The following is a 25,773-nucleotide window of genomic DNA, read 5'->3' as shown; positions in this document are numbered from 1 at the left end:
TCCCCCGGCCCCCGTCCGGTTACAGCCAGCCGTCGGGCAGCGGCTCGGGCACCGGCGCGCTCGTGCGCAGGCGCCTGAACTCACCCCGCTCGGCCGACTCCGTGATCGCCGTCATGATCTCCAGAACGTGCAGGCCCAGCTCACCGGAGGCCCGGTGCGGCACGCCGTGGCGCAGCGACCTGGCCAGATCCAGCACGCCCATGCCCCGGCCCACCTCGGACCCGGTCACGGGCAGCTCGCGCCACTCCCGCTCACGCGGCCCGCACACCAGCAGCGGCCCGCCGAAGGTGTTCGGGTCGGGCAGCGACAGCGCCCCCTCGGTGCCGAGGATCTCGATCCGCCGCCGGTGCACGGCCGAGTCGAAGCTGAACGTCGCCGCCACCGAAGGCCCGCTCGCCAGGTCGATCAGCGCGTGCACGTGCGTGGCCACCTCCACGGGGAAGAGCGAGCCCGCCCGCGGCCCCGCGCCCGCCACGCGCTGCTCGTGCGCCCTGCGCGTGCTCCCCGACACCTGTACGGCGGGGCCGAGCAGCGCGGCCAGCGCCGTCAGGTAGTAGGGCCCGAGGTCGAACATGGGCCCGCCGCCCCGCCGGTAGAAGAACTCGGGACTCGGATGCCATGCCTCCGGCCCCATCCCCTGCACGGCGGCGGTCACGGCGACCGGTTCCCCGATGATCCCCGAGCGCAGCGCCCGCGCGGCCGACTGCAGCCCGGCGCCGAGGAAGGTGTCTGGGGCGCTGCCCACCCGCAGGCCCAGCCCGGCGGCCTCGGCCAGCAGCTTCTCGCCCTCGTCCAGGTCGAGCGCGAGCGGCTTCTCGCCGTACACGTGCTTGCCGGCCCGTAGCGCGGCCAGGCCGACGGCGGCGTGCGCGGCGGGGACGGTGAGGTTGACCACGATCTCCACCTCGGGCACCGCCAGCACCGCGGCGACGTCGCCGGAGACGGGCACCCCGCGCTCGGCGGCGACGGCGGCGGCGCGCTCGGTGTCGAGGTCGGCCACCGCGATCACCTGGATCTCGGGGAAGGACGTGAGGTTGTCCAGGTAGGTGCCGCTGATGTTGCCCGCGCCCACGATGGCCACGCCGGTCATCGCACCTCCAGCGCGCTCAGGTAGGCGTGGCTGGCGGCCAGGGCGTCGAAGACGTCGCCGTCGCAGGAGTCGAGTTCGACGATGCGCAGCGCGCCCGGCCTGGCCGACAGGATCTCGGGCACCGGCAGGGCGCCGGCGCCGACAGCCGTGTGCGGCCGGTCCTTGACGCCGGGGCCGTCCTTGACGTGCAGGGCGAGCACCCGGTCGCCGAGCCTGCGCAGCAGCGCGGGCACGTCGGCGCCGCCCACGTGGGCCCAGTAGGTGTCGACCTCGAGGAAGATACCCGGATCCAGGTGTTCCAGGGCGTGCCGGCCGTCGATGACCGGCTCGATCTCCCACCAGTGGTTGTGGTAGCCGATCCGCACGCCGTACGCGCTGCCCTGCTCGGCCAGGGCGAGCAGGCGATCCGACGTGCGCGCCAGCCCGCCGGGGGTGGCGAAGTCCTCGTGCGGGATGCCGCCCGGGATGATCGCCAGCTCGGCGCCGAGCGTGGCGATGGCCTCGAAGACCGGGGCGGTCTCCTCGCCGAGCAGCGCGTACGCGTGCGTGCCCGGGATGGCCAGGCCGAGCTCGTCGCAGATCCGGCGCATGCCCTTGGGGTCGTTCATGGGGTCGTAGGGCTCGACGGCGCGGTAGCCGATGCCGGCGATCCGGCGCAGCGTGCCGTCGCGGTCGGCGGACAGGTGGTCTCGGACGGTGTAGAGCTGGACGTTGAGGGGATTGATCATGAGTCTCCTCGACAGGGGGGCCGCACCACCATTCGACCACGGCGCTACCGTTGCCTTGTGACCTCCCCTATCAAGCTCGACGTCGCCCTGGGAGCCGGCCTGCGCGGCGGGTGCGGCTGCGCCACCGTGGCCGTGCTCCTCCTGGTGGCCATGGCGAGCCTGTCCGCGCTGGGCGCGGGCATGACGACCTTCCAGACTGTGGTGACGCTGAGCCTGTTCGCGGGGCTGCCGATTCTGGGGCTGATCGGCTTCTGGATCTTCCTGCGCCGCGGCACCCGGGCCTGGCTGGAGGGGACGACGCTGGTCAGGAAGGTCGCCTACCGCACCAGCCGGATCGACCTGACCAAGGCCACGCTCGTCTACACCGGGCAGTCGCTGATCGTGCGCGATCCGGACAGCGGCGCCTTCCGCCTCGGACTGCGCACGCCGCTGCCGGAGGAGGTCGTCGACTTCCTCAAGCAGCACGCCGGGTCGCGGCGCGCGGACGTCACGCGCGAGCGGCCGTCCGAGTGAAGGTGTTGCGGTAGGTCAGGGGCGCCACCCCGACCGCCGCGTGCAGGTGCTGGCGCAGCGAGACCGCGGTGCCGAACCCGGCGCGCCTGGCCACCTCGTCCACCGGCAGGTCCGTGGCCTCCAGCAGCTGCCTGGCGTGGCCGACGCGCTGGCCGGTCAGCCACTTGGCCGGGCTCAGCCCGGTCTCCTCGCGGAAGCGCCGGGTGAACGTGCGCACGCTCATGCCGGCGTGGGCGGCCAGAGTGGCCAGGTCCAGCGGCTCGGTCAGCCGGTCGAGCATCCAGGTGCGGGTGGCGGCGGTGCTGGTGCCCGCCGGGTCGGGCAGGGGCCGGTCGATGTACTGGGCCTGCCCGCCGTCGCGGGAGGGCGGCATCACGCAGCGGCGGGCCGCCCTGTTGGCCACCTCGCTGCCGAAGTCGCGCCGGATCACGTGCAGGCACAGGTCGAGCCCGGCGGCCACGCCCGCCGAGGTGAGCACGTCGCCGTCGTCGATGTAGAGCACGTCGGGGTCCAGCTTCACCCGGGGGAACAATTGGGCGAACTTCGCGGCCTCGCGCCAGTGGGTGGTGGCCGGGCGGTTGTCGAGCAGCCCGGCGGCCGCCAGGACGAACGCGCCGGTGCAGATCGACATGATCCGCCGGTGCCCCTGGAGGGCGTCCCGCACGTCCTTGGGCAGCGTGCCGTCCACCATGACCCGGCCTTTGTGCACGCCGGTGACCAGCACGGTGTCGGCGCTGCCGAGGACGTTGAGGCTGTGGTCGGGGGTCACGGTGTACCCGGCGTCACACCGCACGGGCCGCCCGCCGGGGGAGCAGGTGACGATCTCGTACAGCTTCTCCCCGTCCGGCGTCTCGGCCACCCGGAACACCTGGCCGGGCACGCCGAGGTCGAGCGTGGCGAAGTGGTTGAGCACGACGACGGCGATGCGATGGACCATGGCCGGATTCTTTCACATATTGGCCGCTCGGCCACTTTCGCCGCCTAAGCCGGATAAATGACCATGAGTCGGGTGAGAAGAATCCACCGTGCTTGGCTGGTGGCCGCCGTGGCCTTTGTGGCCATCCTGGGCGCCGCCGGGTTCCGTGCCACCCCCGGCGTCCTGATCGACCCGCTTCAGCGTGAGTTCGGCTGGTCCACCGCGACGATCTCGCTGGCCGTCTCCGTCAACCTCGTCCTGTACGGCCTGACCGCCCCCTTCGCCGCCGCCCTCATGGACCGCTTCGGCATGCGCCGCGTGGTCTCGGCGGCGCTGCTGCTCGTGGCGCTGGGCAGCGGCGGCACGCTGGCCATGAACGCCTCCTGGCAGCTCCTGCTGTTCTGGGGCGTGCTGGTCGGGCTCGGCACCGGCTCCATGGCGCTGGTCTTCGCCGCCACCGTCACCGACCGCTGGTTCGTACGGCACCGCGGCCTGGTCACCGGCGTGCTCACCGCCGCGGGCGCCACCGGGCAGCTCATCTTCCTGCCCGTGCTGGCCCACCTCGCCGAGGGGCCGGGGTGGCGGGTGGCCTCGCTGACCGTGGCCGCGTCCGCGCTCGTCGTCGCGCCGCTCGTGTGGTGGCTGCTGCGCGACGACCCGGCCGACGCCGGCACCACGGCGCTCGGGGCGGAGCCCGGGGCCGTGCGCGCTCCGGCCCCTTCGGTCAACGCGGCCGTCCGGGCCGTGGGCGTGCTCAGGTCGGCGGCGCGCACCCGGCCGTTCTGGTTCCTGGCCGTCGGCTTCGCCATCTGCGGGGCCAGCACCAACGGGCTGGTCGGCACCCACTTCATCCCCGCCGCCCACGACCACGGCATGCCGCAGACCACCGCCGCCGGCCTGCTCGCGCTCGTCGGCGTCTTCGACGTGGTCGGCACCGTCGCCTCCGGCTGGCTCAGCGACCGCATGGACTCACGCATCCTGCTCGGCGTCTACTACGCGCTGCGCGGGCTGTCGCTCATGGTGCTGCCCGGATTGTTCGCCGCCAGCGCCCACCCGAGCATGCTCGTGTTCATCATCTTCTACGGCCTCGACTGGGTCGCCACCGTCCCGCCCACCGTCGCCCTCTGCCGCAAGATCTACGGCCCCGACGGCGGCGTCGTGTTCGGCTGGGTGTTCGCCTCCCACCAGGTCGGCGCCGCCATCGCCGCCGTGCTCGCCGGCCTCAGCCGCGACCAGCTCGGCAGCTACGACCTCGCCTGGTACGGCGCCGGCGCCCTCTGCCTGATCGCCGCCGCGCTCTCGGTGGCCATCGGCCGGGGGTCGCGACCGCGCGCCGACGCGCCGTCGGGCATGCTGGTCCCCGATGAACGACGAGCGTGAACTGATGGTCCTCCCCCTGGTGGTCAGGCTCGAGCGGGCCACCCCGCCCGAGCGGGCCGACGCCCTGGAGGCGGCCGCCATGGCCGTGCTCGGCGTCCTGGCCGACCCGGGGGAGTGGAGCGAGGAACTGCACGCCTGGCAGGCCACCGGGCGCATCCGCAAGGTGGTGCGCCGGGCCCGCGGCGCCGAATGGACGCGGGTGCTCGCGCTGCCGGGCCGTACCGTCGAGCACCGCACGGCCCAGGTCAGGGTGCACCCGCCGATCCCGCTCGACGGCTGGCCCAAGGACCTGTCGCGGCTTCAGGTGTCCGGCACCGACCTGGCCGACACCGCCGAGCCCGGGCCCGCCGTACCCCCGGTGTTGTGGGAGAACCCGGCGCTGGAGATGACCGCCGGCAAGGCGATGGCCCAGGCCGGGCACGCCGCCCAGCTCGCCTGGTGGTCGTGCGGCCCGGCGGAGCGGGCGGACTGGATCGCGCGGGGGCTCGCCGTGTCCGTGCGCACCTCGCCCTCGCAGGAGCACTTCGACAAGCTGGCGGCGAGCGGGCTGCCCGTCGTGCGCGACGCCGGATTCACCGAGATCGCGCCGGGCTCGTGCACGTTCGTCGCCGAGCTCACAACGTGATGACGTCCGCCAGCACGCCGCCCTGCGTGGTGTGCCGGTGCGGCCCCGGGCTGTCGTAGACCACGAGCAACCGCCCGTCGGGCATGATCGCCAGGCCCTCGGGATGGTCGCAGCCGATCCCGTAGGGCAGCTCGGCCAGCGTCTCCAGGTCGCCGGGGCCGACCACGTCGGCGTGCTTGCCCACCCGCCAGCGCACCACCTTGACCGGGCCGTCGAGATCCATGCTGGGGCCGGTGAGCAGCAGCAGGTCGCCGTTGTACGGGCACAGGTCCCGCACGCCCAGCCCGCCCAGGTCGAGGAAGTGCTTGCGGTAGACGGCCCTGCCCTCGTTCCCCGGGTACGGCGAGGCCAGCCGCAACCGGCCGCGGTCACCGGCGACGGGGGCGAGTTCCAGGACCACCGCCCAGCCGCGCAGCACCGGGCCGCGCAGGCCCAGGAAGACCCGCCGGCCCATGACCGCGATGCCCTCGATGTCCAGGCCGTTGTCCTTGCCGGGAAGGGCCAGGAACGGGGCCAGGTGCTCGTCGTCGTCCAGGTGCCGGGTGAGGTTGTCCTTGCCGGCCAGGATGTCGCCGGGCAGCGGGGCGTTGGTGACCGGGTCCAGCGGCAGCCGTACCAGGATGAAGCGGTTCTCCTCCCGGATGACCGAGGCCAGGCGCTTGACCGCCTTCTCCGGGTCCTTGGACTTGGGCTTGCGGCGCTTCAGGCTGTGGGAGCCGACCAGCCAGAGCTGGCCGTCGGTCCTGGCCAGGCCCTCGATGTCGGCCTCGTCGTCGGGGCCGGCGGGCAGGTCCACGTAGTCGGCCAGCCGGAAGGTGCGCTGGGCGTCGTAGCGCTCGCCGGTCCATGCGAGGTGCTCGATGGTGGCCGTCTCGTCGCCGGCCAGCCAGAGGCCGGTGGCGTCGTGGCGGACGGCCGACAGGTTGGTGTGGGTCAGCGTGTCCCGGGAATCGGGATGGAATCGAAGCTCCACCTGGTGCACCCTGCCATGATGACACTTCGGTAGCTTCTTGCACGCATTAGCGGGATTTGTCGTACGCTCCCGTCGTGCTCGATGGGGAAGGTGGGACCGTGGGTTCCCGTGTGACAACGGCCGGCAAGCCGCGGACGACTTCCCCGCCCAAGCGCTCCCGGATCGGCGACCTGCGCATGCGGGACGTCTACCGAGGGTCCGCCGTGCTCGCCGCGGCAGCGGTCGTCGCCGCCGCGGTGTGGCTCGTGCTCCCCTCGGGGCCGGGCGAGGGGGAACGGCCGGTCGCCGCGCCATCGGCCGCTCCCACCTCGTCCGGCGCGCCATCCCCCGCCCCCACGGACACGCGGCAGCCCACGGACGCCCGCCAGCCGGTGGGCGTCGCCCAGCCCGCGGGCTCCGCCCAGCCCGTCGCCCGGCCGACTCCCTCCCCCGGGACGACGCTGGCTCCCGGATACACCGCCATGGAGGCCCTCTACGCCGACAGGCGGCTGCCCCGGCTGCCGGGCAAGCTCAAGCAGGTCACCCGGGCCGACCCCGGCAAGAAGGTGATCTCCGACAAGCGCACCGGCCTCGCCGTACCCAGGCCGGGCGGGACGTGGAAGGTGCACCGGCCCGCGCCGTTCACCAGCAAGCAGGTGCTGCCCAAGGTGCGCGGCCAGGCCGAGCGGGGACTGCTGGTGAGCTGCCCCCTGCCGATCGAGGCGCAGAAGCATCCGCGCGACACCGCCCTGCTCGCCGCCCGCTGGACCCTCAACCACCACCCCGAGGACTCCGTCGTCCGCTGGGTCTCCTCACAGCCGGTCAAGGGCGGCTGGGCCCTCGTCTACCAGGTCACGTACGGCAAGCGGTCCTCGCTGGCCGCCGTCGTCGTGATCGACGGGGGAATGAGCAAGCCCGGACTGGTGTTCGCTTCGGTGCCGGACACGCAACGTAAGCGTTGGCGTGACATCTACCGCGTCGTCTCAGGTGCCCGTGTTCTAGGGTAGAGATCATGGATGCGGCGATTTGGGGGAGTGACGCCGTGGTGGAACGCTCAGGGCCGCCTCAGGAGCAGGACAAGAACAAACAGAAGCCCTGGCGCGCCGAGGGCCTCCCGGGCGGTTCCGGCAGCGGACGACCGAAGATCAACTGGTGGCGGTTCGTCGTCACGTTGCTGGTCGTGTACGCGGGTTTCTTCCTCATCTCCTCCTTCTTCGACAAGGAGCCGGTGGAGACGATCTCCTACACGGAGTTCACCAAGCAGGTGACCGCGAACAACGTCAAGGACGTCTACGCCGAGGGCACCTCCGTCCAGGGCGACCTCAAGGCCGGCGCCACCGACCCCGACGACAACAAGCAGTACACGAAGTTCGAGACCGAGATCCCGGTCTTCGCCAACACCGACCAGCTCTACCAGCAGCTCAGCACGGCCGGGGTGCGGATCACCGCGCAGCCGATCGGCGGGCGCGGGCTGTTCGTGAACCTGCTGCTGTCGCTGCTGCCCGTGCTGCTGCTGGCCGGCCTGTGGATCTGGATCATGCGCCGCGGCGCCAGCATGATGGGCGGCGGCGGGCTCGGCGGCCTGGGCAAGTCCAAGGCGGCCAAGCCGGTCGAGAGCTCCAAGATCCGCGTCACCTTCGACGACGTGGCCGGCATCGACGAGGTCGAGAACGAGCTCGTCGAGATCGTGGACTACCTCAAGGACCCGGACAAGTACCGCAGGCTCGGCGCCAAGCTGCCCAAGGGCGTCCTGCTGGCCGGCCCGCCCGGCACCGGCAAGACGCTGCTGGCCCGCGCGGTCGCCGGCGAGGCCAACGTGCCGTTCTTCTCCGCCAGCGCCTCCGAGTTCATCGAGATGATCGTCGGCGTGGGCGCCTCCCGGGTGCGCGACCTGTTCGAGGAGGCGCGCAAGGTGGCGCCGGCCATCGTGTTCATCGACGAGATCGACGCCATCGGCCGCGCCCGCGGCGGCGCCTCCGGCCTCGGCGGGCACGACGAGCGCGAGCAGACGCTCAACCAGATCCTCACCGAGATGGACGGATTCTCCGGGGCCGAGGGCGTCATCGTCATCGGCGCCACCAACCGGCCCGAGGTGCTCGACCCGGCCCTGCTGCGCCCCGGCCGCTTCGACCGGACCGTCCAGGTCGGCCTGCCCGACGCGGCCGGCCGTACCGCGATCCTGAAGGTGCACACGCGCGGCGTCCCGCTGGCCGGAGAGGTCAGCCTCGACCAGCTCGCCAAGACCACGCCGGGCATGACCGGCGCCGACCTGGCCAACCTGGTCAACGAGGCCGCGCTGCTGGCCGCCAAGCGCGGCAAGGAGAAGGTCGGCACCGCCGACTTCGCCGACGCGCTGGAGAAGTTGCAGCTCGGCGCGGCCCGCAGCATCGTGATGCCGGAGGAGGAGCGGGTCAGGACCGCCTACCACGAGGCGGGGCACGCGCTGCTCGGCATGCTCCAGCCAGGCGCCGACCCGGTCAGGAAGATCTCGATCATCCCGCGCGGCCGGGCGCTGGGCGTCACCCTGTCCACGCCGGACACCGACCGGTACGCCTACGACGAGCAGTACCTGCGCGGCCGGATCGCCGGCGCCCTCGGCGGCATGGCGGCCGAGCAGGTCGTCTACGACGTCATCACCACCGGCGCCGAGAACGACCTGGAGCAGGTCACCATGATCGCGCGGGGCATGGTGGGCCGGTGGGGCATGTCGGCCAAGGTCGGCCCCCTGACGATCCTGCCGAACGACGGCCAGCAGCCGCAGGCGTCGCCCGCCACCCTCGCCACCGTGGACGAGGAGGCCCGGCGGATCGTGGACGAGTGCTACGAGGTGGCGGTCCGCATCCTCTCCGACAACCGCGACAAGCTGGACGCCATCGTGGAGGCGTTGCTGGAGCACGAGACGCTGGACGAGGCCGGGGCCTACACCGCCGCCGGTGTGCCGCGGCCGGTGCACACCCCGATCGAGCAGCCGCGCCAGAACGGGCAGTTGCCCCGGGGCGAGCAGGCGGGCATCCAGGCGGGCGCCGAGGCCGCGTCCGGTCCGGCGCCGGTCCCGGAGTCCTGACCGACAGTTAGTTCAATTCTGGAAATAGCCAGATAAAGCCACGGGTAAGTCCCCCCGAGACGAACGATCGGGGGGACTTGTCGTGTCACTCAATGACGAGCTCATCGCACAACTGGGCGATTCCGGCCTGCAGCAGATCGCCGGGCTCCTCGGCACCGACGTGGCCACCGCGCGCACCGTCGTCGAGGCCGCCACGGGCACCATCGCCGGCGGCATGGCCCGCAACGCCGAGAACCTCGACGGCGCGCAGGCCCTGCGCAGCGCGCTCGACCAGCACGTCGACGCCGACCCCTTCACCGGTGACGTGGCCAACCTGACCAGGGACGGCCAGGGCATCCTGGGCCACGTCCTCGGCGCCCAGGGCACCGAACAGGCGGCGGACGGGCTGGCCCAGTTCGCCGGCATCAACAGCAACACCATCATGAAGCTGCTCCCGCTCATCGCACCGATGATCATGTCCTTGCTGGCCGACCGCGCGAGCCGGCAGAACATGGACGCCGGAGCCGTCGCCGACGACCTCAACCAGGAGCACACCGGCATGCAGGATGGCGGCCTCGGTGACCTGCTGGGCGGCCTGCTCGGCAGCATCTTCGGCGGCACGCCCGAGGGCCAGCTGCCCCAGCAGCCGCCGCAGCCACACCAGCAACAGCAGCCGAGCTCGGCCACCCAGGGCACGTCGAACCCCGACTGGTGACCGGTAAGCTGGGGCGATGATCGTCCTCGCCTCAGCTTCCCCCGCCCGCCTCGCCCTGCTGCGCAACGCCGGGCTCGATCCCAAGGTGATCGTCAGCGGGGTCGACGAGGACGCCTACACCGCCTACTCACCGGCCGCGCTCGCACTCGAACTGGCCAGGGCCAAGGCCCGCGCGGTGGCCGCCGACCTCGACGAGGGGCTGGTCATCGGCTGCGACTCGATCCTGGAGCTGGACGGCCGGCCGTACGGCAAGCCGGGCACGCCGGAGGAGACGCTCAAGCGCTGGCGCATGATGCGCGGCCGCACGGGCCGCCTGGTGACCGGCCACTGCGTCATCGACGTGGCGGCCGGCAAGGAGGCGGCCGAGACCGGCACGACCGTGATCCGCTTCGGCCGGCCCACCGACGCCGAGCTCGAGGCATACATCGACTCCGGCGAGCCGCTGCAACTGGCCGGCGGCTTCAGCATCGAGGGCAAGGGCGGCTGGTTCGTCGAGGGCATCGAGGGCGACCACGGCAACGTGCTGGGCATCTCGCTGCCGCTCACCCGCGCGCTCTTCGAAGAACTCGGCCACTCCGTGACCGGCTACTGGCGCTGACCGTGGCGCGCACCTTCGACGAACTGGTGGCCGAGGCGTCCTCCGTCTCCGTCGAAGGCTGGGACTTCTCCTGGCTCGACGGCCGCGCCACCGAAGCCCGCCCCTCCTGGGGGTACCAGCGGCTCATCCGCGAGCGCCTGGCCCGGGCCGAGACCGCACTCGACATCCAGACCGGCGGCGGCGAGGTCCTGGCCGGGGCCGCCCCGCTGCCCCGCCTGATGGCCGCCACCGAATCCTGGCCGCCCAACCTCGCCAAGGCCACCGCCCTGCTGCACCCGCTCGGCTGCGTCGTGGTCGCCAACGCCGACGAGCCGCCGCTGCCCTTCGCCGACGCCGCGTTCGACCTGGTCATCAGCCGGCACCCGGTGACCGTGTGGTGGACCGAGATCGCCCGCGTGCTGCGGCCGGGCGGGGCCTACCTGTCGCAGCAGGTGGGGCCGGAGAGCGTGTTCGAGCTGGTCGAGTACTTCCTCGGGCCACGGCCGGCGGAGGATCGGCGCTCACGGCACCCGGACGACGCCACGGCCGCGGCGGAGGAGGCCGGGCTCGAGGTGGTCGACGTACGGCTGGAGCGGCTGCGGACCGAGTTCTACGACATCGGGGCGGTGATCTACTTCCTGCGGAAGGTGATCTGGATGGTGCCCGGGTTCACGGTCGAGCAGTACCTGCCCAGGCTCCGGGAGCTACACGAGCGGCTGGAATCGGAGGGGCCCTTCGTGGCGACGACCACCCGGTACCTCTTCGAGGCGCGCAAGCCCGCGGCCGCCGGGTGACGTCCGGCCGTGACGGCGGGGCATGCGTCCGACGTGAGAAGCGACCCCCACGATCGGCGCCCGCGCACGGCGGCGGGTGGTGTGGGGGCGGCCTGCCGTAATGGCTGATGGGTTTTGTCGGCGAGGTGCGGCACCATAGCGTTGTGCTATTGATCGACGTGGTCCGGGTCTCCGAGGCGGTGACGCGGACGTCAGCCCGCCTGGGGAAGGTGGGCCACCTGGCCGAGCTGCTCGGCAGGGTCGGCCCCGACGAGGCCCGCATCGCCATCTCCTACCTGTCGGGCGAGCTGCCCCAGCGGCAGGTCGGCGTGGGGTGGCGGAGCCTGCAGGACCCGCCCGCGCCCAAACTGGTCGCCACCGCCACCCTCACCGAGGTCGACGCGCTGCTGAGCCGCATCAAGGCGGTCGCCGGGCAGGGCTCGCAGGCCGCGCGTAAGGATCTGGTGAGCGAGCTGTTCGCCGGGCTGACGAGCCAGGAGCAGGCGTTCCTGACCCGGCTGCTCGGCGGCGAGCTGCGCCAGGGCGCGCTCGACGGGGTGATGATCGAGGCGGTGGCCAAGGCGTCCGGCGCCCCGTCGGCCGACGTCCGGCGGGCGCTGACCCTGCGCGGCTGGCTGCCCGCGGTGGGGGCGGCGGCGCTGTCCGGCGGGGTCGAGGCCCTGCGCGCGTTCCGGCTCGAGGTGGGGCGGGCGGTCGCGCCCATGCTGGCGGGCAGCGCCCCCAACGTGGCCGCGGCGCTGGAGAAGGCCGGTGGGCAGCCGGTCGCGCTGGAGTGGAAGCTCGACGGCATCCGGGTCCAGGCGCACCGTTCCGGCGAGGTGGTGCGCGTCTTCACCCGCACGCTCGACGAGATCACCGCCCAGGTTCCCGAGCTGGTCGAAGCCGTGCTCGGCCTGGCCGAGGACGACCTGGTGCTCGACGGCGAGGTGATCGCCCTGCAGCCGGACGGCCGTCCGCACCCGTTCCAGGTCAGCGCCTCCCGCGTGGCCAGCAAGCTCGACGTGGCACGGCTGCGCGAGCAGACGCCGCTGAGCGTGTTCTTCTTCGACGCCCTCCGCGTGGGCGGTGCCGACCTGCTCGACCTGCCCTACTCCGAACGCCAGGAAGCGCTGGCCCGCACGGTCCCGCCCGGCCTGCTCACCCCGCGCCTGGTCACCGATGACGTGGCCAAGGCCGAGGCGTTCTTCGCCGACGTGGTCCGCGCCGGTCACGAGGGCCTGGTGGTCAAGACCCTCACCTCGCCCTACGCCGCGGGCCGCCGGGGCGCCGGGTGGATCAAGGTGAAGCCCCGGCACACGCTCGACCTCGTCGTCCTGGCCGCCGAATGGGGCCATGGCCGCAGAGAGGGCAAGCTGTCCAACCTCCATCTGGGTGCCCGTGACCCGGAGGGCGGCTACGTCATGCTGGGCAAGACGTTCAAGGGGCTGACCGACGAGCTGCTGGCCTGGCAGACCGAGCGGTTCCTGCAGATCGCCGACGGGCCCACCGACGGCTGGACGGTGCGGCTGCGGCCCGAGCTCGTGGTCGAGATCGCCTTCGACGGCGTCCAGCGCTCACCGCGCTACCCGGGCGGCATGGCCCTGCGCTTCGCCCGCGTCCTGCGCTACCGCCCGGACAAACGCCCCGACGAGGCCGACACCGTGGACACCGTCCGCGCGCTCATGCTCTAGCGTTTCGGCCACTTCCAGCTGGGCCCGTCCAGCGGCCCCTGCCCGGCGACGCCCGTCTCGCCGAACTCCTTCACCAGCTCGATCGTGGCCGCCTCACGCTTCTGCAGCGCCTTGACCAGCGGCTGGGCGTGCGTGACCACGATCACCTGGGTCTCCTCGGCGGCCGCGGCGATCAGCTCGCCCAGCGGTTCGAGCAGGTCCGGGTGCAGGCTGGTCTCCGGCTCGTTCAGCACCAGCATCTCCGGCGGCCGGGGCGTCAGCAACGCCGCCACCCACAGCAGGTACCTCAGCGTGCCGTCGGAAAGCTCCGCGCTGCCCAGCGGACGCAGCAGCCCGTGTTGCCTGAGCCTGAGCTCCATCAGCGTGCCTTCGACGCCGATCTCCACCCGGCTGCCGGGGAAGGCGTGGTCCACCGCCTCGTCCAGGGCCTTCGCGTTGCCGATCTCGCGGATCGTCTGCAGCGCCGCCGCGACGTCCCCGCCGTCGTGGCTCAGCACCGGCGTGCGGGTCCCGATCCTCGCCTGCCGGGCCGGCGCGTGCGCGTCGGTGCGTAGATGGTCGTAGAAGCGCCACGACCTGATCCGCTCCCGCAACGCCAGCAGATCGGGCGCGCGCACCGGATCCGCCATCTCGCTCAGCATGCTGTCGAACGGCTGCAGGTCGTGCGGCACGAACTCCCACCGTCCCGCGCCATCACGAATCTGTACGGCGGGGCCGCCCCGCTGGGCCAGCATCGTGGCCGGGCGCAGAATCGGCCCCGCCCAGGTGGCCTCCGCCTTGATCTCCGGATCCAGCGAGAACGCCGACGGCATCCCGTCGCTCCCACCGCCCGGAATGGGCAGCCCCAGGTCCATGGCGTAGCCGAAGTCGTCCCCGGCGAACCCCAGCTTGAGGCTGACCGGCGCGGAACGCGTGGTGCCCTGCACCGGGTATGTCCCGTCGCGTACCTTGCGCCCGATGCTCTCCGGCCCCGCCCACAGGGTGGAGGCCAGCCCGCCCTCCCTGGCCAGCGCGGCCACGGCGCCGTTGCGGGCGGAGTCGGCCAGCAGGCGCAGGGCCCGGTAGAGGCTGGACTTGCCGCTGCCGTTGGCGCCGGTCACGACGTTGAGCCGCGCCAGGGACACGTAGAGGCGGCGCAGCGACCGGTAGTTCTCGACGGCGAGCGTGGTCATCACCGTGCCAGGGTACGGCGTCGCCGCCTGGGCTCCGGACTCCCATAATGATCACGGAGCGTGATTTACCGAATTTCCCGGACTTCGGAAGATCAACCGCGTACTCTTTCAAGGCAAGGTAAAGATGTGATCAAAGTGAGATATATCACTACTTGACTCATTAAGTTGCCTTTGCTCGGCCTTTGTCGCGTATGTTCGCGGAATCGCCGGGGCGCAGCGCCGCCCCGCCCCGCAGGGAACGGCACCGGCACGCCCCCACACCCCTCTCCGCCTGGCCTTTCCCTGTCCTGTCCCCTATCTAGGACTGTGGTCTCCCTTGGGTCAGCATTCGGCCAAGCCCGCCCGCGAAAACACCTCAACCCGTCCGCCCGCCTCCACCCGGCGCCGCTGGGCCACCGTGGCCGCCGGCGCCGCCGTACTCGCGGTCGCCTCGACCACGGCCTGGGCAGCGGTTACCAACGGTAACGAAGCCAGCAGAGCCGGAGCCATGAACCTCCCCCCAGCCCCCGCAGGGGGCACAGGAGCCGCCGGAGCCGCCGGCGGTACCGGCGGCGCTGGAGCCGCAGGAGCCGCCCCCACCCCCGGCGCCCCGGCCGGAGGCGCCCCCTCAGCCGCAACCGAAGCTCCCGCCGGAGGCGCTCCTTCGGCACCCACAGGCGGCACCCCCTCGACGCCGGCAGGTGGCAGCCCTTCGGCGCCGGCAGGCGACACCCCCTCCACCACAGGGGCCGCCACCCCATCGAAAACCGGCCCGTCCAGCACCAAGCCGCCCGCGGACAAGCCCGCCCCCAAGGCCGAGGCCAAGCCCACCTCGAAGCCACGCGCCCGCGTCGTCTCCTCGGGAACCTGCGGCGCCTCCTTCTACGGCGAACCCCAGATGACCGCCAGCGGCGAACGCTTCAACCCCTCCGCCATGACCGCCGCCCACAAGACGCTGCCGCTGGGCAGCCGGGTCCGCGTCACCAACCCGTCGAGCGGCGAGTCGGTGACGGTCCGGATCAACGACCGCGGTCCCTACGTGGGCGGCCGCTGCCTGGACCTGTCCGAGGCCGCCTTCGACCGCATCGGCAACACCGGCGCAGGCGTGATGACCGTCAAGTACGAGGTCCTGGCCAGATAACCACCCCACCCCACCACCCAGTCAGCCCCCGGCAGCCTGGGCACCACCCTGCCCCCCGGCCAGGCACCGCCCTGTCCCACTGGCCAGGCAGCACCCCTAGCGGGACGGTCTCGCCGCGTAGCACTCCTGTCGCGCCGGCCCCGGTCCGGAAGCGCTCTGTCGTGGGCCGGTTGGGGTGATGCTCTGAAGGCCGGTTGGGGATGCTCCGCCGCACGTCTTGCTCGCGCGGCCGTCTACCGGGTGGACCGGTCGCGCGGCGTTCTATCGGGTGGACCGGACACGTGGTGTCTACCGGATGGACCGGTCACGCGGCGCTCTGCCGTGCGGCACGTCGGACCGTGGCCCGTCGCGCAGGCTGGCTGTTTCAAGCGCTTGCCGCCACGCCGACGGGCCACGAGGCAGGCGCTGGCCGTTGCGGCTACGGGTCGCGAGGTAGGCGCTTGCCCCTACGTCAGTGGAGCGTCGGCGGTTACTTGACGAGACGGACGGTCAAGGGGTACTGGAAGTCGCGGTCGGCCAGGGCGGAGACACCGCCGGCGATCGAGAGGACGACGGCGGCGATCCACATGAACGGGATCAGGATGACGCCGATGATCGTGAACGGGAGCAGGAGCGTGGCGCCCGTGACCGTTAGGTGGAAGTTCAGGGACTCCAAGGCGTGGCGGCGGATGAACGGCGAGGTTTTGCCGCCGGTCAGCAAGAGGATCAACGGGCCGATCACCGGGAGGCCGACCAAGGCCAGGAGGTGGGCCGCTGAGGCGCCCAGGCGTTCGTTGCTTTCCGTGGGTGCGGAAACTCGGGGTGGGGCGGTGGTCGGCCGCAGGGAGTCGCGGAGGTGGGCCGAGGGGCGGGAGCCGTACAGCTCGGTCATGATCGGCATCAGGTCGCCATGGGTGCGGGCGGTCATGGCGCGTTCGAGGCGGTCGTCGAACTCGAACTTGTCGAACCTGCCCTCGGCGTAGGCGGCCTTGACGTGCTCCACCACGTGCTCGCGGTCCTGATTGGTCACTCGCATGTTGGCCTGCGGCACCTGTCCGGGGCTGCCCGGATACGTGGATGCCCCTGTCATCGCTGCCATGCCTCTCCTTAGTTCAGGGCGCTCTGCCCCTATGGTGCCCTGTTCTTCTTGGGTATGGATCGGGAGGAACCCCGATGTCTCCCTTAGAACAGCCCCGACGCGACGGGCGCGGAACGGATATAAAAAGGAACTATGAGATGGCGAGACCGCTATGGGCTCCGGCGTCTGCGCGGGCCGAAGGTCGCCAAGTTCGACCGTGAGGCGACAGATGCTGACATCGAAGCGCTCATCGACTTCGCCAAGTCCCGGCGTGGTGTTGAGTTCTATGTCGAACCGGAGACCTTTGCCACCGACACCACCGCCGTGGCCGTGGCCGACGATGGAGAGTGGACACGGAGACGGGTTGGCTCTCCTGCCGTGATCCACAAGGTAGCGCGGGACCTCGCGTTGCCTGTCTACGACGTACAGCTCACTGGATATCCGCCACGGATGCGGGCCTACAACGAACGGCGCCGGAAGGAAGGGCGCCCCGAACTGTAGGCCGCCCCGTCTCCAGGGTTCTCCCATTCCCTTCCGCCACGCCCCGCTCCATTTCCGCGCCCCCTGCCCCCGCGCCCCCTACCCACGCCCCACGCCCCCTGCCCCCTGCCCACGCCTATGCCCCCCTGCCCACACCTGCGCTTCCCGGTCCACACCTGCGCTTCCCGGTCCACACCTGCGCTTCCCGGTCCACACCTGCGCTTCCCGGTCCACACCTGCGCTTCCCGGTCCACACCTGCGCTTCCCGGTCCGCGTCTGCGCTTCCTGGTCCGCGCCCCTGTCCACGCCGCCGCCCGTGGCCCACCACCTCTGTGCCTTCGTCCCAACCTCTGCGTCAGGGGGTGGCTGTCTCGGAGAGCGTGTGTTGCTGTGCGGCGCATGTCGCCGGATGAGTTCTGGGTGGCGTGGGTGTTGGCAGGGGTCCCGTTTGTGCATGGCTGTGGTCTTAGTGTTCGGGCGGTGGAGTGGTGTTGTGGGTGCTGCGGGGTGGTCAGGCCGTGGCGGATTCCTGGGGGTCGTCCAGGAGGGTGGTCAAGGGGAGGAGCCAGGCGGCCTTGGGAGTGCCCATGGCGGTCTCCAGTTCGGCGGGGGTGGGGAGGCGGCCCCGGAGCATGGCGGGGGAGAGCAGGTGTTGCAGGGCGTGCATCAAGAGGTTGGCCATCGAGTAGGCGGGGTCTATGGTCAGGGCGCGTTCGAGGGCTATGACCGCCAGGACGCTGTCGCCTGCCCGCCAGCTCGACATGGCCAGGAGGGACGCGGCGGCGGGGACGAAGCGGGGTTCCAGCCTGCGGGTGAGGTCTTTCCAGAGAGGGACGTGGGCGTCGTCGATCAAGGTCCAGGCCTCGTCACGGACTCTGATGACCGTGAGGTCCAGGCCCAGCCTGGCGGCTTCGGTGTCGTCCAGGCGCCTGCCGGCCGCTTGGGCGGCGATGGCGGAGCGTACGCGGACCAAGCCCTCGGCCACGAACGTGCGGGCGAAGGCTTCTACGTCTGTCGAGTGGGATAGGCGGGATCTTACGTCCGCTATTGCGCTGGCTGTGGCGGTGCGCATGGACATGCGGACCGGGCCCGGGAAGGGGGCGATGGTGCGTTCCAGGGCTTGGCGGCTGGGGAGGGCGACCATGCCGTGGACGGTGGCTTGCGCGGCCACTGGGCTGGACGTCGGGTCGTAGGGGGTGCCGGTCGGCAGGCAGCATTCGGGGCGGTCGCACACGTAGGACCAGTAGCGGCCGTGCTCTGCTCTTAGGGCTTCGGCCACCTTCACGCCGGTTCTTGTGGCCAGGGTCCGGGCTTTGTCTATGGCCGGGGTGACCAAGGGGCCGGGGCCGTAGCCGACCAGGATCAATTCGGTGATCTTCTCCCGCTCCAGGACGGGGAGGAGGGGGGTCAGGGCGTCGGGCGGGAGCGGGAGGTTCCAGCGGGCGGCGATCTGGATCTGGTCCTCGGCCATGCCGATCACGATCAGGCTTTCGGCTGGGTGGAAGCCGACCAAGTACGGGATCGCGGACAGGATGTCGGCAGGGCTGACGAGGGTGAGGTAGGGCTCGGGGGTCATGCGTTGTAGGGTGCCCGGGGTCGGGCGGCCCTTGAGGGGGCGAACGGGGTTCTGGGGATGAGGGTGCGTACGGCGCTGCGGGGTTGTGGATAAGGTCCCCTGGGCGCCTCCGGTCAATCTGCGGGCCGCCCGGTCAACGTGTGGGCCGCCCGGTCAATCTGCGGGTCGCTCCGGCCGACCTGTGGCCGCCCCGGTCAACCTGCGGGTCGCTCCGGCCGACCTCTGGGTCGCTCTCGTCGACCTGTGAGTCGCTCTGGCCGGCCTCTGGGTCGTTCTCTGGCCAGCTGACTGGCCGTTCCGGTCAGGGTGCCTCGGTGGGGGCCGGGGACAGGCGGTCGCGGACCAGGAGGGCGGCGCCGGCCACTGCGGCGGGCATGGCGATCACGGAGATGAACGGGATCAGGAACAGCAGGAAGACCGCCACCCCGAAACCCAGCGCGGAGGGCTTGCTGGCGCGGAGTACGGCGAAGCGTTGCCTGCGGATCAGGCCCCGGCGTTCCAGGGAGAGCGTGGTGAGCTCCACTGTCAGGAAAAATCCGGAAATGGCGGCACCGATCACCGGGATCACCGTCTGGCCGACCACCGGGATGAAGCCCAGGAAGAACAGCGGGATCGTGAACATCAGCACCCAGCCCAGCGTCACCAGGCTGTCCTTGATCGACCGGGGGATCGACTTCCACCAGGGCTGCTCGACCTCGCCGGGCAGCGGGTCCACGGCGGCCGACAGCTTCTCGTAGAACGGCTCCCCGATGGCGAGGGTTACCGCCGTGAACGTCACCACCGCCAGCGCCAGCCCGCCCGCGAAGATCACAATCGCGATCATGACCCGGAACGCGTCCCGCCACCCCCACGAGTCGGCGAACGGCGTCATCCAGTCGGCCAGTTCCATGGCGTTGTTGCCCAGGTACACCAGCGCCGCCACATAGATGGCGAACGCGATCAGCGCGGGGATCAGCCCGAACAGCCACCAGCGGCCATGACGGGCCACCCATCCCAGGCCCTGGAAGAAGAAGCCGACGCCGGCGAAGAAGTCCCGCACAGGTTGCATGCCCGGCATGCTAGCGCCGCCCACCCTGATCCACGCACGGGGCAAACCCCCGCACAAACCCATATATCCGGATGTGTGCCCAGGCCCACCCACCCACGCGCCCCAAGCAGGCCCACACGCACCACGGGCCTGCCCCCGAAACCATGGAGGCAGGCCCGCACGCGCACAGTTCAGCTGACCCCGAGCAGGTCCACCACGAAGATGAGGGTCTCGCCGGGCTTGATGCGCGCCCCGGCCCCCCGGCTGCCATAGCCCAGGTGCGGCGGGATGACCAGCTTGCGCCGCCCCCCGACCTTCATCCCGGCCACGCCCCGGTCCCAGCCGGCGATGACCCGGCCGCCGCCCAGCGGGAACTCGAATGCCTGCCCCCGGTTCCACGAGGCGTCGAACTCCTCGCCCGTGGAGAAGGCCACGCCGACGTAGTGGACGCGGACCTCGTGCCCGGGCTTGGCCTCCTCGCCCTCGCCCACGACAAGGTCGACGATCTCCAGGTCGGCGGGCGGGTTGCCCTCGGGGAAGTCGATTTCCGGCTTCGTGAGTGCCACGAAAGTGCTCCTGATGAACGATGGGAATGGACCCGACGACTCTATGCTGTCGGGATATCCTCATCGTCCATGGCGGCCCTTTCTCCCGACGGGATCCTGCTGACCGGGCGCGTCGCCGTCGTCACCGGCGGTGCCAGGGGGATCGGGCGGGCGGTGACGGAGGCGTTCGAGGCTTTCGGCGCGTCGGTGGCGGCATGCGACCGCATCAAGGCGAACGACGTCCACGACTCCGAGCGCCGCCTGACGATGACGCTCGACGTGCGCGACCCCGTCGCCGCAGAGGTGTTCGCCCAAGCCGTCCACGAGCGGTTCGGCCGTGTCGACATCCTGGTCAACAATGCCGGCGGCACGTTCCACGCGGGCTTCGCCGACACCTCGGCCAAGGGCGAGCGCGCCCTGATCGACGAGAACTTCATCCAGCTCACCGCCATGATCCGCCGCCTGCTCCCGATGATGCACGCGGGCTCGTCCATCATCAACATCACCTCAAGCGAGGCATACCAGGCGGCCCCGGGGTTCGCGATCTACGCGGCGATGAAGGCGGCCGTGGTGAGCCTCACCAAGTCGCTGGCGGTGGAGCTGGCGCCGATCAGGGTCAACGCGATCGCCCCCGACGCCCTGCCGACCGAGGGCGAGGAGGAGGTAAGGGCGAGCATGCGCGACGAACCGCCCCGCCTGCCCCCGCTGGGCCGCCTGGGCGACCCGGCCGACGCCGCGGCGGCGGCGATCTTCCTGGCGGGGGAGATGGCGCGGTTCATCACGGGAACCACCATCCACGTGGACGGCGGCATCAACGCCGCGGGCGGACGGCGGACCTGATCACCAGCTCTGGTGCAGCGGCATGCCCTCGGTGTAGCCGGAGGACGACTGGATGCCGACCACGGCTCGCTCGTAAAACTCCTCGAGCGTCGTGGCCCCGGCGTAGGTGCACGAGGACCTGAGGCCGGCCACGATCGCGTCGATCTGGTCCTCGACGCTGGGCCGCTGCGGGTCGAGGTACATGCGCGAGGTGGAGATGCCCTCCTCGAACAACGCCTTGCGGGCGCGGTCGAACGGGCTGTCGTCCGCGGTGCGCAGCCGTACGGCTCGCGCGGAGGCCATGCCGAAGTTCTCCTTGTACTTGCGCCCGTCGGCCGCGGTGCGGGTGTCGCCCGGCGACTCGTAGGTGCCGGCGAACCAGGAGCCGATCATGACGTTGGAGGCCCCGGCGGCCAGGGCGAGCGCGACGTCGCGGGGGTGGCGCACGCCGCCGTCGGCCCACACGTGCTTGCCGAGCTGCCTGGCCATGTGCGCGCACTCGAGGACGGCGGAGAACTGTGGCCGCCCGACGCCGGTCATCATGCGCGTGGTGCACATGGCGCCTGGCCCGACGCCGACCTTGAGGATGTCGGCCCCGGCGTCCACGAGGTCGCGCACGCCTTCCGCGGTGACGACGTTCCCGGCCGCGACGGGCACGCCGGGGTCGAGGGCGCGTACGGCACGCAGCGCGGAGATCATCTTCTCCTGGTGCCCGTGGGCCGTGTCCACGACGAGCACGTCGATGCCCGCCTCGAGAAGTTCCTTGGCCTTGGCCGCCACGTCGCCGTTGACGCCGACGGCGGCGGCGACGCGCAGGCGGCCGCCGGTGTCGAGCGCGGGCTGGTAGAGGGTGGCGCGCAGGGCGCCGGTGCGGGTGAGGATGCCGATGAGGCGGCCTTCGCCGTCCACGATCGGCGCTAGGCGGTGGCGGCCCTCGTGCAGCCGGTCGAAGGCGACGCGCGGGTCGAGCCCGGCGGGCAGCGTCAGCAGTTCGGCGGACATCACCTGCGACAGCTGCGTGAACATGTCGACGCCCTGGCAGTCGGCCTCGGTCACGACGCCGACCGGGCGGTGGTCCCCGTCGACCACGATGACGGCGCCGTGGGCCCGCTTGGGCAGGAGCTGGAGGGCCTCGCCGACGGTGTCGTGGCCGGTGAGGGTGAGCGGCGTGTCGTGGACCAGGTCCCGCTTCTTGACCCAGTCGACGACGTCGGCCACCACGTCGATGGGGATGTCCTGCGGGATGACGGTGATGCCGCCCCGCCGGGCGACGGTCTCGGCCATGCGCCGACCGGCGACCGCGGTCATGTTCGCCACGACGAGGGGGATGGTGGTGCCGGTTCCGTCGTTCGTCGAGAGATCGACGCCGAGCCGGGATCCGACCGAGGAGCGCGACGGGACCATGAACACGTCGCTGTAGGTCAGGTCGTGGGACGGCTGGAGACCGTTGAGAAACTTCACGTTCGTCCATCCTATGCGGTGTCAAGTCAAGTCCGGCCATATGATCAGCCCTGGATACTTATGGGGGCTGGAGGAGCCGTGGACGTCACCGAGCGCGCCGAGCTGCTGGTCGTCGGCTTTGCCGTACGCACGACGAACGCCGACGAGATGGACCCCTCGCGCGCCCGGCTGGGCGCGCTGTGGCAGAGGGCGGGGGCGCCGGGGGCCTTCGCGCACGTGCCCGGGCGGATCGACGAGAACCTCTACGCGGTCCTGAACGACTACGAGAGCGACCACAACGGCGCCTACACCCAGGTCGTGGGCGTCGCGGTCAGGACCGTTCCAAGGCTGCCCGAGGGCATGGTGGCCGTGCGGGTGCCGGCCGGCCCCGCGCTGACGCTGGCCGCCCGCGGGCCGATGCCGCAGGCTCTCATCGAGGCGTGGCAGCAGGTGTGGAAGCACACCGAGTCGGGCGGCACGCCGCCGCGCGCCTTCACCACGGACCTGGAGGTCCATCACGCCGAGGGCGCGGACCTCTACCTAGCCATCTAGGCCCAGTGCGCCGCAGCCCGCGCGGACGGCGGCGGCGCGCAGGTCCGCCTCGGGCCGGTCGCGGAACTGCACCGCGCAGTCGGCCACCCCGCCCAGCGCCACGGTGGCGCGCGCGGCCTGCTCCAGCGTCGGGTTCTCGCCGACCAGCAGGACGGCCAGCCGTTCGCGCGAGTCGAAGGCCCAGTCCACCAGGCCCAGCTCGGTCAGCGCGATGAGCTCCTTGAGCAGGAGCATGACGAGGTCGCGGTGCCGGTAGTGGAAGTCGAAGTACTCGCCGAGCAGGTCGGCCGCGCTCACCTGCCCGCGCGACTCCAGTGACGACACGTACGCCTCGCCGTCGGCGAAGAGCGGCTGGATGATGCTGCGCACCAGCTCGTCGCGTGAGGAGAAGTGGTAGTACAGCGCCGGTTTGGTCATGCCGAGCCGGTCGGCGATGTCCTGGAGGCTCGTGCCGCGCACGCCCTTTTCCAGGAACAGCTCGCGAGCGACCGCCTGGATGCGGCTCTTGGTGTCACCGGGTCTTGCCATGCCTTCGAGTATGACTTACCTTCCGTTAAGTAACCTACTTACCTACCGTTAGGTAAAACGATGCGCGTTCTCATCTCCGGTGCCAGCATCGCCGGCCCCGTCCTCGCTTACTGGCTGTCCCGGTACGGCTTCGCCGTCACGGTCGTCGAGCGTGCCCCGAGCCTGCGCAAGACCGGCGGCCACGCCGTGGACCTCTTCCGCCCCGCCATGGACATCGCCGAGCGTATGGGCGTCATCGACCAGGTGGAACGGGCCGAGACCGGCACCAAGCAGCTCGTTTACCACCGCGCTGGCAAACGCCCCGTCGAGCTCGACATCACCCGCCTGATGGGCGCGGTCTCCGACCGGCACGTCGAGATCATGCGCGACGACCTGAGCGAGATCTTCTACGAGCGCTCCCGCGACGGCGTCGAGTACGTCTTCGGCGACTCCATCACCTCGATCTCCGAGGCGGGCGAGGTGACCTTCGAGAAAGCCGCCCCACGCCGCTTCGACCTGATCGTGGGCGCCGACGGCCTGCACTCCAACGTGCGCCACCTGACGTTCGGCGCGGCCGAGGAGCATTGGATCGGCGCCTATCTCGCGGTCGCCTCCGTCCCCAACCACCTGGGCCTCGACGGCCGCATGGAGATGCTCGCCGAGCCCGGCAGGCTGGCCGGGATCTACGGCGCCCGCCGCCTGCCGGACGCGCGGGCCCTGTTCCTGTGGCGTCCGGAGGCGCGGCTCGACTACCACCACCGCGATCAGGCCCGCCAGAAGGAGCTCCTGCGCGCGCACTTCGGCCACCTGGGCTGGGAGGTCCCGAGGCTGCTCGACGCGGCCGAGCACGCCACGGCCTTCTTCTTCGACTCGATCACCCAGCTCCGCCTGAACTCGTGGTCACGCGGCCGGGTCACGCTGGTCGGCGACGCCGGCTACTGCCCCGGCCCGGCCGTGGGCGGCAGCACGAGCCTGGCCGTCGTGGGCGCCTACATCCTGGCCGGCGAACTGGCCACGTACGGCGGAGACCACACCAAAGCCTTCCCCGCCTACGAAACCGAAATTTCAGACTATGTACGGCGAAGCCGCGCCTTCGCGCTCACCGCTGCCCGACACCTCGTCCCCAGCCGCCCGAGAGACGTGTGGGCCCTCGCCCAGGGCGCCCGCCTGATCAACCACCTCCCGACGGCCCTGTCCCGCCGCCTGGCCAAGATGAACAGCGGCGGCGTCCGCCTCCACGACTCGATCACCCTGAAGGACTACGACGGACTCCGCCTGACAACACGATCGGGAACGAGGTGACCCCGCGCACGAAGGAGTTGCGCATGATGCGCGGCCCGTCCGCGTCGGCCCACGCGGCGTCGTCCACGCGGGCCACCCACTCCTCGAAGAAGATCTTGAGCTCCAGCCGGGCCAGCGCCGCCCCCAGGCAGAAGTGGGTGCCGAGGCCGAAGGCGATGTGACCGCCGGGCCTGCGGGTGAGGTCGAACTCGTCAGGCCGTTCGAACACCGCCTGGTCACGGTTGGCGGCGCCGTACATGAGCAGGACCTGCTGGCCCTTCTTGATCGTCTGGCCGTGGAGCTCGGTGTCGCGGGTGGCGGCGCGGCACATGTTGAGGATCGGGGTGGTCCAGCGGATGAACTCCTCGACGGCGCCCTCCATGAGCGACGGGTCCTCGCGCAGCAGGCGCCACTGGGCGGGGTGGCGGATGAGGGCGTCGATGGCGGTGGCGATGACGGTCCTGGTGGTCTCGGCGCCGCCGTCCAGCAGCAGGAGGGCCTCGTTGGCCAGGTGCTCGTCGTCGTAGTCCGGCCGGTTCGACCACACCGACAGCAGGTCGTCGTGGGGGCAGGTGCGGCGCTGCCCGGCGAGGTCCAGGACGGCTTCGCCGAACTCGCCCGCCGCCACGGCCGCCTCGTGGGTGACGTAGCGCAGGCCGCCTCCGGCCGCGATCGTCGTCTCCGACCAGTGCTTGAGCCTGGGCCAGTCCTCGTCGGGGAAGCCGAGCAGCCAGCCGATCATGCGGGCGGGCAGCGGGGCGGCCAGGGCGGTGACGGCGTCCACGGTGCCCTCCTCCAGGGCGCGGGTGATCTGCTCGACCACCACGGCGCGGATCCGGCCGGCGTAGCGCTCGTGGACGTATCGCGGGGTGAAGCGGCGGTAGACCAGGCGGCGGCGCTCGGCGTGCATGGGGTCGTCCATGCCGATCATCGACGGATCGGAGGGCAACTGGGGTCGGTAGCCGCCGGTGCTGGTCCACAGTTTGGCGTCGCGCTCGATCGCGCTGATGTCGGCGTGGCGCGAGATGCCCCACAGGTCGTTGGCCGCGTCGTAGTGGACGGGCGAGTGCTCGCGCAGCCACGCGTACAGTGGCCAGGGGTCGTCGGCGTACATGTCACCGTCGAGCAGGTCGATCCCATCGTGCATGGTCAGCTCCGGGGGTCAGAGCCGCCTTCATCGCTCGCGCCGACGAC

The 25,773-nt window shown here is 71.4% G+C and carries 26 protein-coding genes; 14 read left to right on the top strand and 12 right to left on the bottom strand.

The annotated features are described in order from the left end of the window. Window positions 1-19 precede the first annotated feature (19 nt). Together FVE25_RS11690 and FVE25_RS11685 are read right to left on the bottom strand one after the other, a co-directional pair. Window positions 20-1,090 carry a Gfo/Idh/MocA family protein gene (locus FVE25_RS11690; protein WP_157246423.1) on the bottom strand — a complete coding sequence of 357 codons (1,071 nt, stop codon included), beginning with the start codon at window positions 1,088-1,090 and terminating at the stop codon, window positions 20-22. Further along, window positions 1,087-1,818, bottom strand: coding sequence for a sugar phosphate isomerase/epimerase family protein (locus tag FVE25_RS11685; RefSeq protein WP_157246422.1), 732 nt, complete (start codon window positions 1,816-1,818; stop codon window positions 1,087-1,089). The genes FVE25_RS11690 and FVE25_RS11685 overlap by 4 nt, the downstream gene beginning before the upstream one ends. Window positions 1,819-1,875: 57 nt before the next feature. Here FVE25_RS11685 and FVE25_RS11680 point away from each other — a divergent pair, with 57 nt between their 5' ends. Beyond that, complete coding sequence (locus FVE25_RS11680; protein ID WP_157246421.1) at window positions 1,876-2,331, top strand: hypothetical protein; 456 nt, start codon at window positions 1,876-1,878, stop codon at window positions 2,329-2,331. Here FVE25_RS11680 and FVE25_RS11675 read toward each other — a convergent pair. Then, window positions 2,306-3,268, bottom strand: coding sequence for a GlxA family transcriptional regulator (locus FVE25_RS11675; RefSeq protein WP_157246420.1), 963 nt, complete (start codon window positions 3,266-3,268; stop codon window positions 2,306-2,308). The genes FVE25_RS11680 and FVE25_RS11675 overlap by 26 nt on opposite strands. Before the next feature lie 63 nt (window positions 3,269-3,331). On the opposite strand from FVE25_RS11675, the gene FVE25_RS11670 reads away from it, so the two are divergent. Both FVE25_RS11670 and FVE25_RS11665 read left to right on the top strand, forming a co-directional pair. Continuing rightward, window positions 3,332-4,627: an MFS transporter gene (locus FVE25_RS11670; protein WP_219825427.1), complete on the top strand. Its 1,296-nt coding sequence runs from the start codon at window positions 3,332-3,334 to the stop codon at window positions 4,625-4,627. Continuing rightward, a complete protein-coding gene (locus FVE25_RS11665) occupies window positions 4,611-5,252 on the top strand; it encodes an aminoacyl-tRNA hydrolase (RefSeq protein WP_157246418.1) in 642 nt (213 codons plus the stop codon). Before FVE25_RS11670 ends, FVE25_RS11665 begins: the two co-directional genes overlap by 17 nt. On the opposite strand, the gene FVE25_RS11660 is transcribed toward FVE25_RS11665, so the two are convergent. Further along, the gene (locus tag FVE25_RS11660; RefSeq protein ID WP_246266920.1) at window positions 5,242-6,225 is read right to left on the bottom strand and encodes a DUF3616 domain-containing protein; all 984 of its coding nucleotides are present in this window, start codon (window positions 6,223-6,225) and stop codon (window positions 5,242-5,244) included. The two genes, FVE25_RS11665 and FVE25_RS11660, sit on opposite strands and share 11 nt — an antisense overlap. A gap of 98 nt (window positions 6,226-6,323) precedes the next feature. On the opposite strand from FVE25_RS11660, the gene FVE25_RS11655 reads away from it, so the two are divergent. The 6 genes from FVE25_RS11655 (at window position 6,324) to FVE25_RS11630 (ending at window position 13,003) form a co-directional block, all read left to right on the top strand. Further along, window positions 6,324-7,211: a hypothetical protein gene (locus tag FVE25_RS11655; RefSeq protein ID WP_246266918.1), complete on the top strand. Its 888-nt coding sequence runs from the start codon at window positions 6,324-6,326 to the stop codon at window positions 7,209-7,211. A 5-nt stretch (window positions 7,212-7,216) separates the two neighbouring features. After that, entirely contained in the window at window positions 7,217-9,268 is a 2,052-nt protein-coding gene (ftsH, locus tag FVE25_RS11650) for an ATP-dependent zinc metalloprotease FtsH (protein WP_157246415.1), read from the top strand. 82 nt (window positions 9,269-9,350) lie between these two features. Further along, a complete protein-coding gene (locus FVE25_RS11645) occupies window positions 9,351-9,962 on the top strand; it encodes a DUF937 domain-containing protein (protein ID WP_157246414.1) in 612 nt (203 codons plus the stop codon). A gap of 16 nt (window positions 9,963-9,978) precedes the next feature. Further along, on the top strand, window positions 9,979-10,560 hold the full coding sequence (locus FVE25_RS11640) for a Maf family protein (protein ID WP_157246413.1): 582 nt from the start codon (window positions 9,979-9,981) through the stop codon (window positions 10,558-10,560). A gap of 2 nt (window positions 10,561-10,562) precedes the next feature. Further along, window positions 10,563-11,333: a class I SAM-dependent methyltransferase gene (locus FVE25_RS11635; RefSeq protein WP_157246412.1), complete on the top strand. Its 771-nt coding sequence runs from the start codon at window positions 10,563-10,565 to the stop codon at window positions 11,331-11,333. 143 nt (window positions 11,334-11,476) lie between these two features. Then, window positions 11,477-13,003 carry an ATP-dependent DNA ligase gene (locus FVE25_RS11630; protein WP_157246411.1) on the top strand — a complete coding sequence of 509 codons (1,527 nt, stop codon included), beginning with the start codon at window positions 11,477-11,479 and terminating at the stop codon, window positions 13,001-13,003. On the opposite strand, the gene FVE25_RS11625 is transcribed toward FVE25_RS11630, so the two are convergent. Then, window positions 13,000-14,175 carry an AAA family ATPase gene (locus FVE25_RS11625; protein WP_246266958.1) on the bottom strand — a complete coding sequence of 392 codons (1,176 nt, stop codon included), beginning with the start codon at window positions 14,173-14,175 and terminating at the stop codon, window positions 13,000-13,002. The two genes, FVE25_RS11630 and FVE25_RS11625, sit on opposite strands and share 4 nt — an antisense overlap. Before the next feature lie 487 nt (window positions 14,176-14,662). Between FVE25_RS11625 and FVE25_RS55085 the strand changes: the two genes are divergently transcribed. Further along, window positions 14,663-15,295 (top strand): septal ring lytic transglycosylase RlpA family protein, encoded by a 633-nt coding sequence (locus FVE25_RS55085; protein WP_246266917.1) that lies wholly within the window; start codon window positions 14,663-14,665, stop codon window positions 15,293-15,295. Between the two features lie 469 nt (window positions 15,296-15,764). On the opposite strand, the gene FVE25_RS11615 is transcribed toward FVE25_RS55085, so the two are convergent. Continuing rightward, a complete protein-coding gene (locus FVE25_RS11615) occupies window positions 15,765-16,373 on the bottom strand; it encodes a DUF1707 and DUF4870 domain-containing protein (protein WP_246266915.1) in 609 nt (202 codons plus the stop codon). A gap of 132 nt (window positions 16,374-16,505) precedes the next feature. On the opposite strand from FVE25_RS11615, the gene FVE25_RS11610 reads away from it, so the two are divergent. Further along, a complete protein-coding gene (locus FVE25_RS11610) occupies window positions 16,506-16,853 on the top strand; it encodes a hypothetical protein (protein ID WP_157246409.1) in 348 nt (115 codons plus the stop codon). A gap of 490 nt (window positions 16,854-17,343) precedes the next feature. Here FVE25_RS11610 and FVE25_RS11605 read toward each other — a convergent pair whose 3' ends face one another. The 3 genes from FVE25_RS11605 to FVE25_RS11595 form a co-directional block, all read right to left on the bottom strand. Further along, a complete protein-coding gene (locus FVE25_RS11605) occupies window positions 17,344-18,408 on the bottom strand; it encodes a DUF4192 domain-containing protein (RefSeq protein ID WP_157246408.1) in 1,065 nt (354 codons plus the stop codon). Window positions 18,409-18,709: 301 nt separating this feature from the next. Further along, window positions 18,710-19,456 carry an EI24 domain-containing protein gene (locus FVE25_RS11600; RefSeq protein ID WP_181019535.1) on the bottom strand — a complete coding sequence of 249 codons (747 nt, stop codon included), beginning with the start codon at window positions 19,454-19,456 and terminating at the stop codon, window positions 18,710-18,712. Between the two features lie 170 nt (window positions 19,457-19,626). Beyond that, entirely contained in the window at window positions 19,627-20,001 is a 375-nt protein-coding gene (locus FVE25_RS11595) for an FKBP-type peptidyl-prolyl cis-trans isomerase (RefSeq protein ID WP_157246407.1), read from the bottom strand. A gap of 69 nt (window positions 20,002-20,070) precedes the next feature. On the opposite strand from FVE25_RS11595, the gene FVE25_RS11590 reads away from it, so the two are divergent. Continuing rightward, a complete protein-coding gene (locus FVE25_RS11590; protein WP_157246406.1) occupies window positions 20,071-20,820 on the top strand; it encodes an SDR family NAD(P)-dependent oxidoreductase in 750 nt (249 codons plus the stop codon). Here the strand turns inward: FVE25_RS11590 and FVE25_RS11585 are convergent, their stop codons facing one another. Beyond that, window positions 20,821-22,260, bottom strand: a complete 1,440-nt coding sequence (locus FVE25_RS11585) for a GuaB1 family IMP dehydrogenase-related protein (protein WP_157246405.1) — start codon at window positions 22,258-22,260, stop codon at window positions 20,821-20,823. A gap of 78 nt (window positions 22,261-22,338) precedes the next feature. Here FVE25_RS11585 and FVE25_RS11580 point away from each other — a divergent pair, with 78 nt between their 5' ends. Further along, window positions 22,339-22,791 carry a GyrI-like domain-containing protein gene (locus tag FVE25_RS11580; protein ID WP_157246404.1) on the top strand — a complete coding sequence of 151 codons (453 nt, stop codon included), beginning with the start codon at window positions 22,339-22,341 and terminating at the stop codon, window positions 22,789-22,791. On the opposite strand, the gene FVE25_RS11575 is transcribed toward FVE25_RS11580, so the two are convergent. Beyond that, a complete protein-coding gene (locus tag FVE25_RS11575; RefSeq protein WP_157246403.1) occupies window positions 22,780-23,319 on the bottom strand; it encodes a TetR/AcrR family transcriptional regulator in 540 nt (179 codons plus the stop codon). The genes FVE25_RS11580 and FVE25_RS11575 overlap by 12 nt on opposite strands. A 60-nt stretch (window positions 23,320-23,379) precedes the next feature. Between FVE25_RS11575 and FVE25_RS11570 the strand changes: the two genes are divergently transcribed. Beyond that, window positions 23,380-24,600, top strand: a complete 1,221-nt coding sequence (locus FVE25_RS11570; RefSeq protein ID WP_157246402.1) for an FAD-dependent monooxygenase — start codon at window positions 23,380-23,382, stop codon at window positions 24,598-24,600. On the opposite strand, the gene FVE25_RS11565 is transcribed toward FVE25_RS11570, so the two are convergent. Beyond that, window positions 24,545-25,726 (bottom strand): cytochrome P450, encoded by a 1,182-nt coding sequence (locus tag FVE25_RS11565; protein ID WP_157246401.1) that lies wholly within the window; start codon window positions 25,724-25,726, stop codon window positions 24,545-24,547. The two genes, FVE25_RS11570 and FVE25_RS11565, sit on opposite strands and share 56 nt — an antisense overlap. Window positions 25,727-25,773: the final 47 nt, after the last annotated feature.

Origin of the sequence: Nonomuraea typhae (genome assembly GCF_009760925.1) — a bacterium.
Taxonomy (GTDB): domain Bacteria; phylum Actinomycetota; class Actinomycetes; order Streptosporangiales; family Streptosporangiaceae; genus Nonomuraea; species Nonomuraea typhae.
This window is presented reverse-complemented; position numbering and strand designations above follow the sequence as displayed.